This window comes from Mycolicibacterium moriokaense, from assembly GCF_010726085.1.
Lineage (GTDB): Bacteria > Actinomycetota > Actinomycetes > Mycobacteriales > Mycobacteriaceae > Mycobacterium > Mycobacterium moriokaense.
The window spans coordinates 467,737-480,335 of sequence record NZ_AP022560.1 but is presented as its reverse complement, the minus strand read 5'-3'; the positions used below and the strand labels follow the sequence as shown (position 1 = coordinate 480,335).

Genomic DNA, 12,599 nt, shown 5'->3' with positions numbered 1-12,599 from the left:
TCAGGCGATGGTGATCGACTCGACGACGACCGGATCGGTCGGCCGATCACGCTGATCGGTCGGCGTCGACGCGATCGCATCGACGACCTTCTGCGACTCCGGATCCACGACCTCACCGAAGATCGTGTGCTTGCGGTTCAGGTGCGGCGTCTTGCCGACCGTGATGAAGAACTGCGACCCGTTCGTGCCCGGGCCCCGGTTCGCCATGGCGAGCAGGTAGGGCTTGTCGAACTGCAACTCGGGGTGGAACTCGTCGGCGAATTCGTAGCCCGGGCCGCCTCGGCCGGTGCCCTCGGGATCGCCGCCCTGGATCATGAAGCCGTCGATGACCCGGTGGAAGATCATGCCGTCGTAGAACGGGCCCGACGATCCGCCGGAGGCGTTCCCGGTGCTGTAGTCCTTGGTGCCCTGTGCCAGTCCCACGAAGTTGGCGACGGTCTTGGGCGCGTGATTTCCGAAGAGGGCGATCTTGATGTCGCCGCGGTTGGTGTGCAGCGTCGCAGTCGCTGTCTGAATGGGGCTCGTCACGGCATGTCAGTGTGCCACGCCCCGTTCGCCGTCCAACGGGCACCGCTGTGTTGCCGTTGGTGGCAGTCTGGTAGCTATTCCCTTTCAGCCCGCGAGAGAGGTGCACTATGCCGTCGAAGACGTCGAAGACCGAGACCCGATTGACCCCCGGGCAGCGCCTGTCCCGAGGCCTCAAATATTCGGCTGTCGGTCCGGTCGACGTCACGCGCGGCGCGGTGGGCCTCAGCCTCGACGGGGCGCAGTCCTCGGCGGCGTGGCTCGGCGACCTGTACCGTCGCAGCCGGCTGAAGAGTCAACTGAGCCAGGAGTTAGCGGCCGCGCAGGAAACCATCGCGCAGGAGTTGGCGGCCGCGCAGGAGGTCGTTTCGAACCTGCCGCAGGCGCTGCAGAAGGCGCGCACGCGGCGGCGCAAGCGGCCGCTGCTGCTGGCCGCGGCCGGCCTCGTGGTGCTGGCCGGGGGAGCGGTGGCGTTCACGATCGTGCGCCGTTCGACGCAGCCGGACCCGTCGCCGCTGCCGCCCAGTGTCGAGGTTTCGCCCAAGCCCTGAAGGGCTTAACGCTTCAGCGGGCTGTAGAAGACCAGCCCGTTGCCCTTGTTGTCGTAGACCACGGCGCGACGTTCGTGTGCGTCGTCATACGGACCCTTCACGATGCCGCCGCCGCTGGCCTCTATGGCTTTCGCCGCGGCGTCGACGTCCGCGGTCTTGATGCCGACCACCACCTGACCGTGGATGGGGTGGTCCACCGCGGTCGCCAGGGCGAGCGTGACGGGTCCGCCGTCGAGGGCTGCGAAATGGGTACCGTCGCGGAACTTCAGTGGCATCCCGAGGGTCTCGCTGTAGAACTGGATCGACTCATCCAGGTTGTCGGTCGACAGCACAATCATCTTCACTTCGTAGTCGCTCAATCGAGCCTCCTGTTGCCAGATCGCTTTTCGCAACGATTCTGGTCCAACTCTTGCTGGGGCTCCAGGGTCCGTGTAGGGCCTTTCGGCCCTTTTCCTGTGCCCCGCGACGCGGTAACCCTTCTTACAGTCGTCGCAGTTCGGGGGTTTGAGAACATGGAGAGAACGATGGTTGACCGCCTCGTGCCCGAGGTCGAATCCCCATGCGCGCCGGAGTTTCCCGACATCTCGGTGCATTCCGACGGCTCACTGCGCGCGAGCGACGCCTACTACATCGCGCGTGCTGTGGGCCGCGTGCTGCAGCATCGCGGCATCACCGGGGGCGCAAGGGTGCGGGTGACCACCACCGGTGGCACGCAGCAGCTAGTGCAGGTGAACCTGTCCGTGCGCGGCGTCCCGACCCGAATACAGGTCCTCACCGCAGGACTGGGTGACCTGCCGACGGCGCTGTCCCGACTGGACCGACAGATCGTGCGGGTGTGGGGCCCGTGGCGGCCCCGGCCGTGGCCCGACCTCTCCCGCCGTCTGCTCGCCGCCGGCGACGATGCGCAACTGGTCCGCCGCAAAAGCTTTGTCCTGCAGGGGATTACACCGCTCGAGGCGGTGGCGGTGATGGACGCGATGGACTACGACGTGTATCTGTTCTCCGACTTCGAGGCCGGGGAGGACGCGGTGGTGTATCGCGCCGGACCGTCCGGCCTCCGGCTGGCCCGTCAGCACCAGATGTATCCGCCCGGATGGTCGTGGTCACCCGCGGCCGCAACCCCGCCCGTTCCGCTGGTCGTCAACTCCCATCCGGTCCCGACGCTCACCGACGCAGAGGCCGAGGATCGGATGCGTGAGCAGAATCTGCATTTCTTGTTCTACACAGACCCCGGCACCGGGCGGGGCGGGTTGCTGTATCCGCGCTACGACGGCGGCCTCGGGTTGATCGTCCCGGCCAGCAGCGAATGACTGGATTGAGTGGAGCCTAGGGGATTCGAACCCCTGACTTCTGCCTTGCAAAGGCAGCGCTCTACCAACTGAGCTAAGGCCCCTCGACGGGATGATTCAGGCCGGCACGTCGGCCGCCGCGTGCCACACCTCGACTCCGTGCCGAGACCGCCAGAGCGTCACGGCGACAATCGCCGCGACCGCCGTGGCGAGCAGCACCACAACCCTCATGGTGTGAACCTTTCCGTGGGGCTAGGAGGACTCGAACCTCCGACCTCTTCGTTATCAGCGAAGCGCTCTAACCGCCTGAGCTATAGCCCCGTTCTGCCGGTACGGCCGAGCGACGAGACTACCGCAATCGTAAGCTCCCGCCCAAACCGCGGATGTGCGGGTGAGCCTGGGGTGAGCACCGTCACCGCGTCGGACCGTTGACTCTGCGCTCACGGCGTCAAGCCCGCGACTTTCGCAGCCGTGAGCGCAGAGTGAATCAGTCGCGGTCGGCCAGTGTGACCTCGACGCCGCCGACGATGTCGGTCGTGAGGTTGTAGATGAACGCGCCGACGGTCGCCATCGCCGTCAGCAGCACGATGTTGACCAAGCCGATCAGCGCCGCGCCGCCGAATATCGTTCCGCTGGACACCAGCTCACCACCGGACGTACCGCTGGCGCTGGTCAGCAGGTCGCCGACGTTGCTGTTGAGCTTGCTCCAGACGCCCATACCACCGAGCACCAGGTACAGGAATGCGACGGCGATCATCCAGACGAAGAACAACGCGACGGACAACACCGCCGAGACCTTCAGCACGCTCCACGGGTCCACCCGTCGGATCTGCATGCTGGCGCGAACAGGCCCTTGGTGACGGGTGCCCACCTGCAGCCGGCCCCCTGGCCCGCCGGGACGGCCCGCCGGCTCCTGTCCCGAGCGTTCCGTCGGCTTGCGCGCCGGCGTGCGCGGCGGACCGGACAGGTCGGGGATCTCGCTGGCGTACTCGGGCCGCGCTGGTGTCTCCGGACGCGGCTCGGCGCGTGTGGGTGGTTCAGGCCGAGCGGGCTGCTCCGCACGCGCGGGCGGTTCAGGCCGCGGGGGCTGGTCGCCTCGTGGACCCTCCGGCCTCGCGGGCCCTTCCGGCCGCGGCGATTCGGGCGGATCCGCCCTCCCGGCGGCGTCCTGCTCCTGCGCCGTGCCGCCACTCAAGAACCGGTTGAGCCGAGCGTCCATCCCGGGGGAGTGGGCCGTCGGACCGCCGTTCCCGCGCCGCGGCGTCTCCGGCCGGGCGGGACCTTCCGGTCCCCGATTCGCGGGCTTCGGCGCGCGGCCCCGCTGCCACGGCGGGACGTCGGCGGGGTCAGCGATGCGCTCGGGGCCCGGTCCGCTGGGCTGCGGACCGCGCGCCGGGGCAGCACCGCTCGGGGAGCCGCCCTCTGGAGCGGGACCCGAACCGGAGCCGTTGGCGCCTCCCTCGGCCGCGCGCGGATACCCGGGCTCGTTCGGTGAGCTCACCTACGGCTCCTAACTGGTCACTACTGGTCACACTTGACGGGGCTACTCGCCGACGTCGGTGTTGACCTCGTCGGTGCTGTCGCCTTCCTCGGCGTTGCGCGCGATGGCAACCAGTGTGTCGCCCTCTCCCAGGTTCATCAACCGAACACCCTTGGTCTGCCGCCCGGCCTTGCGCACCTGGCGAGCCGCGGTCCGGATGACACCTCCACCTGAGGTGATGGCGTACAGCTCCGTGTCGTCATCGACGATCAACGCTCCGACAAGACTGCCACGCCGCTTGTCGAACTGAACCGTCAACACCCCTTTGCCGCCGCGGCCCTGAACCGGGTACTCGTCGATCGCGGTCCGCTTGGCGTAGCCGCCGGCCGTCGCGACCAGCAGATACGTGTCCGGGCGCACCACGTTCAGCGACAACAACCGGTCGTCCGCGTTGAACCGCATGCCCTGCACACCGGAGGTGGCGCGGCCCATCGGACGCAGCGCCTCATCGGTTGCTGAGAAGCGGATCGACTGGCCCTTGGCGGACACCAGCAGCAGGTCGTCCTCCGCCGAGCAGAGCACCGCACCGACCAACTCGTCACCGTCACGCAGATTCACCGCGACGATGCCGCCGGAGCGGTTCGAGTCGAAGTCGGTGAGCTTCGACTTCTTGACCAGACCGTTGCGGGTGGCCAGCACCAGATACGGCGCATCCTCATAGCTCTTCAGCTGGATGACCTGTGCGATGCGCTCCTCCGGCTGGAAGGCCAGCAGGTTGGCGACGTGCTGGCCGCGCGCCGTCCGCGACGCCTCGGGCAGGTCGTACGCCTTGGCCCGATAGACCCGGCCCTGCGAGGTGAAGAACAGGATCCAGTCATGGGTGGAGCAGACGAAGAAGTGGTTGACGATGTCGTCCTGCTTCAGGCCCGCGCCCTGCACACCCTTACCGCCACGCTTCTGGCTGCGGTAGAGATCGGACTTGGTCCGCTTGGCGTACCCGGTCTCGGTGATCGTGACGACGACCTCTTCGCGCGCGATCAGGTCCTCATCGGAGACGTCGCCGTCCGCGGCGACGATCCGGGTCCGGCGGTCGTCGCCGTACTTGTCGACGATCTCCTTGAGCTCGTCACGCACGATGGCGCGCTGGCGCTCCGGCTTGGCCAGGATGTCCTCGAGGTCGGCGATCTCGGCCTCGATCTTGGCGAGGTCGTCGATGATCTTCTGACGTTCCAGGGCGGCCAGCCGGCGCAGCTGCATGTCGAGGATGGCCTGGGCCTGGATCTCGTCGATGTCGAGCAACTCGATCAGGCCGGCCCGGGCGACGTCGACGGTCTCCGACGCCCGGATCAGGGCGATCACCTCGTCGAGGGCGTCGAGCGCCTTGACCAGACCGCGCAGGATGTGGGCCCGTTCGTTGGCCTTGCGCAACCGGTAGGTGGTCCGCCGGACGATGACGTCCAACTGGTGGTTGACGTAGTGGCGGATCAGCTGGTCGAGCCGCAGTGTGCGCGGCACGCCGTCGACGATGGCCAGCATGTTGGCGCCGAAGCTGGTCTGCAGCTGGGTGTGCTTGTAGAGGTTGTTCAGCACCACCTTGGCGACGGCGTCGCGCTTGAGCTCGACGACGATGCGCAACCCGACCCGGTCACTGGACTGGTCCTCGATGTTCGAGATGCCGGCCAGCTTGCCGTCGCGGACCTGCTCGGCGATCGAGGTGATGAAGTTGTCGTGGTTGACCTGATACGGCAACTCGGTGATCACGATGCCGGTGCGGCCGCGGCTGTCCTCTTCGATCTCGCAGACGCCGCGCATCCGGATCGACCCGCGCCCGGTGGTGTAGGTGTCGGTGATGCCCTGCGAGCCGACGATCAGGCCGGCGGTCGGGAAGTCCGGGCCCTTGACCCGTTCGCAGACCGCGGCCAGCGTCGCCTCTTCATCGGCGTCGTGGTTCTCCAGGCACCAGAAGACGGCCTCGCCAAGCTCGCGAAGATTGTGCGGCGGCATGTTGGTGGCCATGCCGACGGCGATGCCACCCGAGCCGTTGGCGAGCAGGTTGGGGAACCGGCTCGGCAGAACCGTCGGCTCCTGCACACGCCCGTCGTAGTTGGGGATGAAATCGACTGTCTCCTCGTCGATTTCACGCAGCATCTCCATCGCCAGCGGAGTGAGGCGGGCCTCCGTGTACCGCATGGCCGCTGGCGGATCGTTGCCGGGCGAACCGAAGTTGCCCTGACCGTCGACCAACGGGTAGCGCAGCGACCACGGCTGGGCCATCCGGACCAGGGTGTCGTAGATCGACGAGTCGCCGTGCGGGTGGTAGTTGCCCATGGTCTCGGCGACCGAGCGCGCCGACTTCGCGTGCCCGCGGTCGGGCCGGAAGCCCGAGTCGTACATGGCGTACAGCACGCGGCGGTGCACCGGCTTGAGGCCGTCGCGCACCTCCGGCAGCGCGCGGCCGACGATGACGCTCATCGCGTAATCGATGTAGCTGCGCTGCATCTCCTGCTGAATATCGACAGGCTCGATGCGATCGGCGTCGCCGCCGCCCGGGGGCAACGTGGTATCAGTCATGTGTTTTCAGCCTTAAATCGTCACTATGCGAATCAAACATCAAGGAAACGAACGTCTTTCGCGTTGCGCGTGATGAAGCTGCGGCGCGCCTCGACGTCCTCGCCCATGAGAATGGAGAACAGTTCGTCGGCGGCTGCCGCGTCGTCCAGGGTGACCTGGCGCAGCACCCGCACCGACGGATCCATGGTGGTTTCCCACAGTTCCTTGGCGTCCATCTCGCCCAGACCCTTGTAGCGCTGGATGCCGTCGTCGACGTTGATCTTCTTTCCTGCCTTACGGCCGGCTTCGAGCAACCCGTCGCGTTCCCGGTCGGAGTAGGCGAACTCCGGCTCCGCGCGCTGCCACTTGAGCTTGTACAGCGGCGGCTGCGCGAGGAACACGTGGCCGTTCTCGATCAGCGGCTTCATGAACCGGAACAGCAGCGTCAGCAGTAGCGTCGAGATGTGCTGGCCGTCGACGTCGGCGTCGGCCATCAGCACGATCTTGTGATAGCGCAGCTTGGAGATGTCGAATTCGTCGTGAATGCCCGTACCGAGCGCGGTGATGATGGCCTGGACCTCGGTGTTCTTCAGGACGCGGTCGATGCGGGCCTTCTCAACGTTGATGATCTTGCCTCGCAACGGCAGGATTGCCTGGAACATCGAGTCGCGACCGCTCTTGGCCGAGCCGCCTGCCGAATCACCCTCCACCACATACAGTTCCGACTTGCGCGGATCGGTGGAGCGGCAGTCCGCCAGCTTGCCGGGCAGCCCGCCGATGTCCGTGGCGCTCTTGCGGCGCACCAGTTCGCGGGCCTTGCGGGCGGCGATGCGCGCCTGCGCGGACGAAACTGCCTTGTTCACAACGGTTTTCGCCTCGGCCGGGTTGGCCTCAAACCAGTGGCTCAGCTGCTCGTTGCAGATCTTCTGCACGAACGACTTCACCTCGGTGTTGCCCAGTTTCGTCTTGGTCTGACCCTCGAACTGCGGTTCGGCGACCTTTACCGAGATCACCGCGGCCAGGCCCTCGCGGATGTCGTCACCGGTGAGGTTCGGGTCCTTGTCCTTGAGCAGCTTCTTGTCCTTGGCGTACTTGTTCACCACGGAGGTCAGCGCCGCGCGGAAGCCCTCCTCATGGGTGCCGCCCTCATGCGTGTTGATCGTGTTCGCGAAGGTGTGCACCGACTCCGAATAGCCAGCGTTCCACTGCAGCGCGATCTCGACCTCGTGACCTTCACCCTTGCCCGAGAAGTCGACGATGCTTTGGTGGATGGGCGATTTCGTCCGGTTGATGTGTTTGACGAAGTCGACCAGGCCACCGGGGTAGTGGAAGGTGCGGTGCTTCACCTTGTGCGGCCCCGCCGCTTCGGCGGCCTTCTCCTCGGCCGACTTCGGGGCCTCGGCGGTGTCGCTGACGACCTCGTCGGTGACCTCGTCTGCGGTGACCCGCTCGTCGGACAGCGTGATGGTCAGGCCCTTGTTGAGGAAGGCCATCTCCTGCAGACGACGCGCGACCGTCTCGAAGTCGTAGTTGGTGGTCTCGAAGACGTTGGGATCAGCCCAGAACCTGATGGTGGTGCCGGTCTTCTTCGTCTTCTCGCCCTGCTTGAGGGTTCCGGGGATGGAGTTGTCGTAGGTCTGGAACCACTCGTAGCCATCGGTGCAGATGTCGGCTTCCAGCCGAGTGGACAGCGCGTTGACCACCGAGACGCCCACGCCGTGCAGGCCGCCGGAGACGCTGTAGGCGCCCTCTTCGAACTTGCCGCCTGCGTGCAGCACCGTCATCACGACGTCGACGGTGGGGATGCCGGTCGAGTGCATGGCCACCGGGATGCCGCGGCCGTTGTCGGTGACCTCCACGCCCCCGTCGTCGAGGAGCCGGACCGCGACCTCGGTGGCGTAGCCGGCCATCGCCTCGTCGACCGCGTTGTCCACGACCTCCCAGATCAGGTGGTGCAGCCCTCGTTCACCGGTGGACCCGATGTACATACCGGGTCGTTTGCGGACGGCTTCGAGACCTTCAAGGACCTTGATCGAATCGGCACCGTATTGTTCCTGGGCTTTCTTCTTCGCAGCAGCCACGCGGAGGCTTCCCTACTCTCTTTGGGGGTGGGGCTCAGGCGGTTATCTGTCACCGCCGGCAAGTCATGAAAACAGTCTACCGTTAGGTACCGTCAGCACCGACTCTGAGGCAGCGTTTCTACTCACCTATTTGCGCCGTAAATGGAATTTTTCGATCGAAGGTGCGTCAAGACGCTTGAGAAAGCCCCCCGCGGCGTTCTCGCGGCTCTCAGCCAACAGCGGAAACCGGCCGTCAACCATACGTGTCGCGGGGGCCCCGGCCGGCGATGTGATACCGGCCTTTGCGCCACGACGGGGCGACCGGTCCGACGATTTTCAGGGACTTCACCACCCCGTCGCCGACGGCTGCGGCGATCTTGGCCAAAAGTTGCGCCTGCACCATCCGCAACTGGGTGGCCCAGGCCGTCGACTCCGCCGAAACCGTGAGCACCCCGTCCTGCAATCCGGTCGGGGTCGCGTGGGCTGCGATCTGTTCGCCGACCACCGCGTTCCACCGTCCGAATACCGACCCCTCTGCCACCCGGTCGGACCAACCGCGGCTGCGGGCGAGGTCCCGGGCGACCGAAGCGAGCAGCTGCGGGTCCCGCGAGTCGGGGCCGGGCCCCGACCAGCGGCGCCGACTGGTGCCGGCGACTTTACGTGGCCGGGAGCTGCGTCCGCGGCCCACGTCCTTCCCTTGACTGCGGGCCGCGCCGCGCGCCTCTTCCAGGGTGCGCCGCACCAGATCCATACCCTTTAGATGCGCCAGGTGTGCCGGGGGTTCCATGTCATCGGTACTCATTGCCGATCCTCGTTCGCTCGAGTTCTCGCTTGTACCTGGGAAATCCGGCCCGTGTCGTCGTCAGTCATGGTGATCTCGATCTTGTCCGCGTCCCAATCCTGCGGGATGTCCTCGTGCACCGCGGCGGTGACCAGCACCTGTTCGGCCGATGCTGCGACATTGGCCAGCGCCTGCCTGCGGGCGCTGTCGAGTTCGGCGAACACGTCGTCGAGCAGGAGCACGGGGTCGCCGCCCTCGGCGCGCAGGAGTTCGTAGGCTGCCAACCGCAGCGCCAACGCCATCGACCACGATTCACCATGGCTTGCAAAGCCTTTCGCGACCTGATCGCCGAGCCGCAACTCCAGATCGTCCCGGTGCGGGCCCACCAGGCAGACGCCGCGTTCGAGTTCGGCGTCCCGGCGGCGCGCGAGAGCATCCAACAACGCCGCCTCGAACAGCTCTGCGTTCCCGGTTCCTGCGGCGGCCTCGCTTTCGACCAGCTCGACACCGCTGCGGTACCGGATAGCGGCCGGACGCGAGGCAGGCGCCAGCAGTTGATAAGCCTTCTCCACCTCCGGTGCCAACTGGTTGACCAGGCCGACCCGCGCCGCGATCAGCCGCGAACCGTGCGCGGCGAGATGACCGTCCCACACATCGAGGGTGTCGAGCATGCTGCGATCACCGCGGTATCTCGCGCCGGCGGCGCTCTTCAACAATGCGGTGCGCTGTTTCAGCACCTTCTCGTAGTCGGCCCGGATGGCCGCCACCTGCGGCCGTCTGGTGGTCGCCAGTTCGTCGAGGTATCTGCGCCGTTCGCTGGGATCGCCCCGTACCAGGGCGAGGTCCTCCGGTGCGAACAGCACCGCCCGCAGCGCGCCTAGGATTTCGCGCGCACTGCGGACGGGGGAGCGGTTCAACCTGGCCTTGTTGGCACGCCCAGCATTGATCTCCAGGTCGACCGCGAGTTCCCGCCCATCGTTCACCACGATGGTCGAGACGACCGCGCGCTGGGCGCCGGCCCGGATGAGCGGTGCGTCCGTCCCGACTCGGTGTGAACCCAGCGTTGACGAATACCACAGCGCCTCAACGATATTCGTCTTACCGAAGCCGTTCGGGGCGACGAATACGGTGCGGCCCGGTGCCAGGTCGATCTCGACCCGTGCCCAGGACCGGAAGTCGGTCAGTGCAAGGTTCCTGATGTACAACTATCCGGACTCGCTTATCCTTGTCACGGCGTGGCCGCCGAACTGGTTCCGCAACGCCGACACCGCCTTCATCGTGGGCGAGTCCTCTTGGCGCGACGCAAATCTCGCGAACAGCGACGCCGCGATCACCGGCATGGGAACACGGTGGTTGATCGCCTCCTCCACGGTCCAGCGGCCCTCGCCGGAGTCTTCGGTATAGCCGGTGATGTCGTGGAATTCCGGGTCTTCCTTGAGCGCCTTGGCCAGCAGCTGCTGCAGCCAGGACCTCACCACGGTCCCGTTGGTCCACGCCTGGATGACGGCCTGGGTGTCCTCGATCAGATCCTCGGCCGCCAGCAGTTCATACCCCTCCGCATAGGCCATCATCAGGCCGTACTCGATGCCGTTGTGGACCATCTTCGCGTAATGGCCGGCGCCGACGGGTCCGGCGTGGACGAATCCGTCCGCCAACTCGCCGGGGGGACGCAATGTGTCGAAGATCGGCATGACCCGGTCGACGTCTTCTTTGCTGCCACCCACCATCAGGCCGTAGCCTTCGGTCAGCCCCCAGATACCGCCCGACACGCCGGCGTCAATAAAGGCAATACCCTTGTCTCCCAAGAGTTTTGCGTGCGGAGCGTCCTCGGTGTAGCGGGAGTTGCCGCCGTCGATCACCAGGTCACCGGGGCTGAGCACCTCCGCCAGTGAGGTGATGGTCTCATCGGTGATGTGGCCCGACGGCACCATCACCCACACCGCACGGGGAGCGTCGAGTGCCTCGGCGAGCGCCGCCAGCGTCGGGACGTCGGAAACTTCCGGTCTCGGGTCGTAGCCGATGACTTCGTGCCCGCCCTCGCGCAAGCGCTGGCGCATGTTGAAACCCATCTTGCCCAGACCGACCAGACCCAATTGCATGTGCGCCCCCGTCGTGGCGTTCAGGCCGGTCAGCCAGGAAGCCGCACCGGCATCAACAGATAGACGTAATCGCTCTGCGCCGCCGGGAAGGGTCCCGTCGCGCCGACATTCCCATCACCGTCGGTCGCCGGCCGCAACACCGCTGGCCGACTGGGTGTCGTGAACCCGAATGTCACGCGCTCGGAGTGCAGCGACCCCAACCCGTCCGTGAGATACGTCGGGTTGAATGCGATGGTCAGCGGCTCACCTGCGAAGGTGACCGGCAGATCTTCTTCCGCGCGCCCGACGTCATCCGCACCCGCAGACAGCCGCAGGACGTCGTCGGCGAATTCCATGCGAACCTGCGCGCCACGGTCGGCGACCAGCGCGACGCGTTTGATCGCCTCGGTGAGCTCGGCCACGCCTATGGTCGCGATCGCCGTGTGTTCCGTCGGCAAGAGCTGACGGAACTTCGGGAACTCCGCGTCAAGCAGTCGGGTGGTGCTGCGCTTCCCGTTGCTGCGGATACCGAGCAACCCTTCCTTTCCGACATCGGCACCAGAGCCCAACGCCAGGTGGACCTCGGATCCGTCGATGCCGGCCTTGGCGGCTTCGGCCAGCGTCTTGGCGGGAACCAACACCGCGGCCTCCGTGTCCGCCGATGCGGTCGACCATGTCAACTCCCGAACCGCAAGCCGGAACCGATCGGTCGCCGCCAAAATCACGTTCTCACCGGAAATCTCGACGCGGATACCGGTCAGCATCGGCAGTGTGTCGTCGCGGCCGGCCGCCACCGCCACCTGGCCGATGGCTTCGGCGAACAGTTCAGCCGAAACGACACCTGTCTCGTCAGGTAGGGCAGGCAACGTCGGGTAATCCTCAACCGCCATGGTCGGCAACGAGAACCTGGCGCTACCGCAGGTCAACGACACCCGGGTGCCCTCCACGCTGACGTCGATCGGCTTGGCCGGCAACGCTCTGGTGATATCCGAGAGCAGTCGTCCGGATACCAAAACGCTTCCAGGAGAAGCTATTTCGGCTGCCACCTGCACCTCGGCCGACACTTCGTAGTCGAACCCGGAGATGGTCAACCCGTCCTCGGAGCCGGTGAGAAGCACACCCGCCAGGACCGGAACGGTCGGCCGGTTCGGCAGGTTGCGCGCCACCCAGGCCACGGCATCGGCGAAGTCTTCGCGCACCAGACGGAACTTCAAATCGGTGACACCAACGGTTGTGGTCGCCACGTCCATACAGTCCCTTCGATCAAACTCACAATAAGCGCTAA

11 protein-coding genes and 2 tRNA genes are annotated in these 12,599 nt (G+C 66.2%); 2 read left to right on the top strand and 11 right to left on the bottom strand.

All coding sequences use genetic code 11. The features are described from left to right. Window positions 1-528: a peptidylprolyl isomerase gene (locus G6N43_RS02230; protein WP_083151581.1), complete on the bottom strand. Its 528-nt coding sequence runs from the start codon at window positions 526-528 to the stop codon at window positions 1-3. 107 nt (window positions 529-635) lie between these two features. Here G6N43_RS02230 and cwsA point away from each other — a divergent pair, with 107 nt between their 5' ends. After that, window positions 636-1,076: a cell wall synthesis protein CwsA gene (gene cwsA / locus G6N43_RS02225; protein WP_083151584.1), complete on the top strand. Its 441-nt coding sequence runs from the start codon at window positions 636-638 to the stop codon at window positions 1,074-1,076. Window positions 1,077-1,081: 5 nt separating this feature from the next. Here cwsA and G6N43_RS02220 read toward each other — a convergent pair whose 3' ends face one another. Continuing rightward, the gene (locus tag G6N43_RS02220) at window positions 1,082-1,435 is read right to left on the bottom strand and encodes a VOC family protein (protein ID WP_083151586.1); all 354 of its coding nucleotides are present in this window, start codon (window positions 1,433-1,435) and stop codon (window positions 1,082-1,084) included. A 165-nt stretch (window positions 1,436-1,600) separates the two neighbouring features. On the opposite strand from G6N43_RS02220, the gene G6N43_RS02215 reads away from it, so the two are divergent. After that, window positions 1,601-2,386: a sigma 54 modulation/S30EA ribosomal C-terminal domain-containing protein gene (locus tag G6N43_RS02215; RefSeq protein WP_083151589.1), complete on the top strand. Its 786-nt coding sequence runs from the start codon at window positions 1,601-1,603 to the stop codon at window positions 2,384-2,386. Window positions 2,387-2,396: 10 nt separating this feature from the next. Here G6N43_RS02215 and G6N43_RS02210 read toward each other — a convergent pair. From G6N43_RS02210 to dnaN, 9 genes are all read right to left on the bottom strand, one after another. Continuing rightward, a tRNA-Ala gene (locus G6N43_RS02210) sits at window positions 2,397-2,469 on the bottom strand. A 143-nt stretch (window positions 2,470-2,612) separates the two neighbouring features. Then, a tRNA-Ile gene (locus tag G6N43_RS02205) sits at window positions 2,613-2,686 on the bottom strand. Window positions 2,687-2,852: 166 nt separating this feature from the next. After that, window positions 2,853-3,866, bottom strand: a complete 1,014-nt coding sequence (locus G6N43_RS02200; protein ID WP_083151591.1) for a DUF3566 domain-containing protein — start codon at window positions 3,864-3,866, stop codon at window positions 2,853-2,855. A 42-nt stretch (window positions 3,867-3,908) separates the two neighbouring features. Continuing rightward, window positions 3,909-6,416, bottom strand: a complete 2,508-nt coding sequence (gene gyrA, locus G6N43_RS02195; RefSeq protein WP_083151594.1) for a DNA gyrase subunit A — start codon at window positions 6,414-6,416, stop codon at window positions 3,909-3,911. Between the two features lie 32 nt (window positions 6,417-6,448). Next, window positions 6,449-8,476, bottom strand: a complete 2,028-nt coding sequence (gyrB, locus tag G6N43_RS02190; RefSeq protein ID WP_083151597.1) for a DNA topoisomerase (ATP-hydrolyzing) subunit B — start codon at window positions 8,474-8,476, stop codon at window positions 6,449-6,451. Between the two features lie 232 nt (window positions 8,477-8,708). Then, on the bottom strand, window positions 8,709-9,257 hold the full coding sequence (locus G6N43_RS02185; RefSeq protein ID WP_083151600.1) for a DUF721 family protein: 549 nt from the start codon (window positions 9,255-9,257) through the stop codon (window positions 8,709-8,711). Next, window positions 9,254-10,441 carry a DNA replication/repair protein RecF gene (recF, locus tag G6N43_RS02180; protein WP_083151603.1) on the bottom strand — a complete coding sequence of 396 codons (1,188 nt, stop codon included), beginning with the start codon at window positions 10,439-10,441 and terminating at the stop codon, window positions 9,254-9,256. Before recF ends, G6N43_RS02185 begins: the two co-directional genes overlap by 4 nt. Next, the gene (gene gnd / locus G6N43_RS02175) at window positions 10,442-11,335 is read right to left on the bottom strand and encodes a phosphogluconate dehydrogenase (NAD(+)-dependent, decarboxylating) (RefSeq protein WP_083151605.1); all 894 of its coding nucleotides are present in this window, start codon (window positions 11,333-11,335) and stop codon (window positions 10,442-10,444) included. Window positions 11,336-11,364: 29 nt separating this feature from the next. Beyond that, complete coding sequence (dnaN, locus tag G6N43_RS02170; RefSeq protein WP_179967955.1) at window positions 11,365-12,558, bottom strand: DNA polymerase III subunit beta; 1,194 nt, start codon at window positions 12,556-12,558, stop codon at window positions 11,365-11,367. Window positions 12,559-12,599: the final 41 nt, after the last annotated feature.

Excerpts from the sequence above, each read along its gene's own strand:
- G6N43_RS02215 (WP_083151589.1), top strand. The coding sequence starts at position 1,601 with ATGGTTGACCGCCTCGTGCCCGAGGTCGAATCCCCATGCGCGCCGGAG.
- gnd (WP_083151605.1), bottom strand. The coding sequence starts at position 11,335 with ATGCAATTGGGTCTGGTCGGTCTGGGCAAGATGGGTTTCAACATGCGC.
- G6N43_RS02185 (WP_083151600.1), bottom strand. The coding sequence starts at position 9,257 with ATGAGTACCGATGACATGGAACCCCCGGCACACCTGGCGCATCTAAAG.
- gyrA (WP_083151594.1), bottom strand. The coding sequence starts at position 6,416 with ATGACTGATACCACGTTGCCCCCGGGCGGCGGCGACGCCGATCGCATC.
- cwsA (WP_083151584.1), top strand. The coding sequence starts at position 636 with ATGCCGTCGAAGACGTCGAAGACCGAGACCCGATTGACCCCCGGGCAG.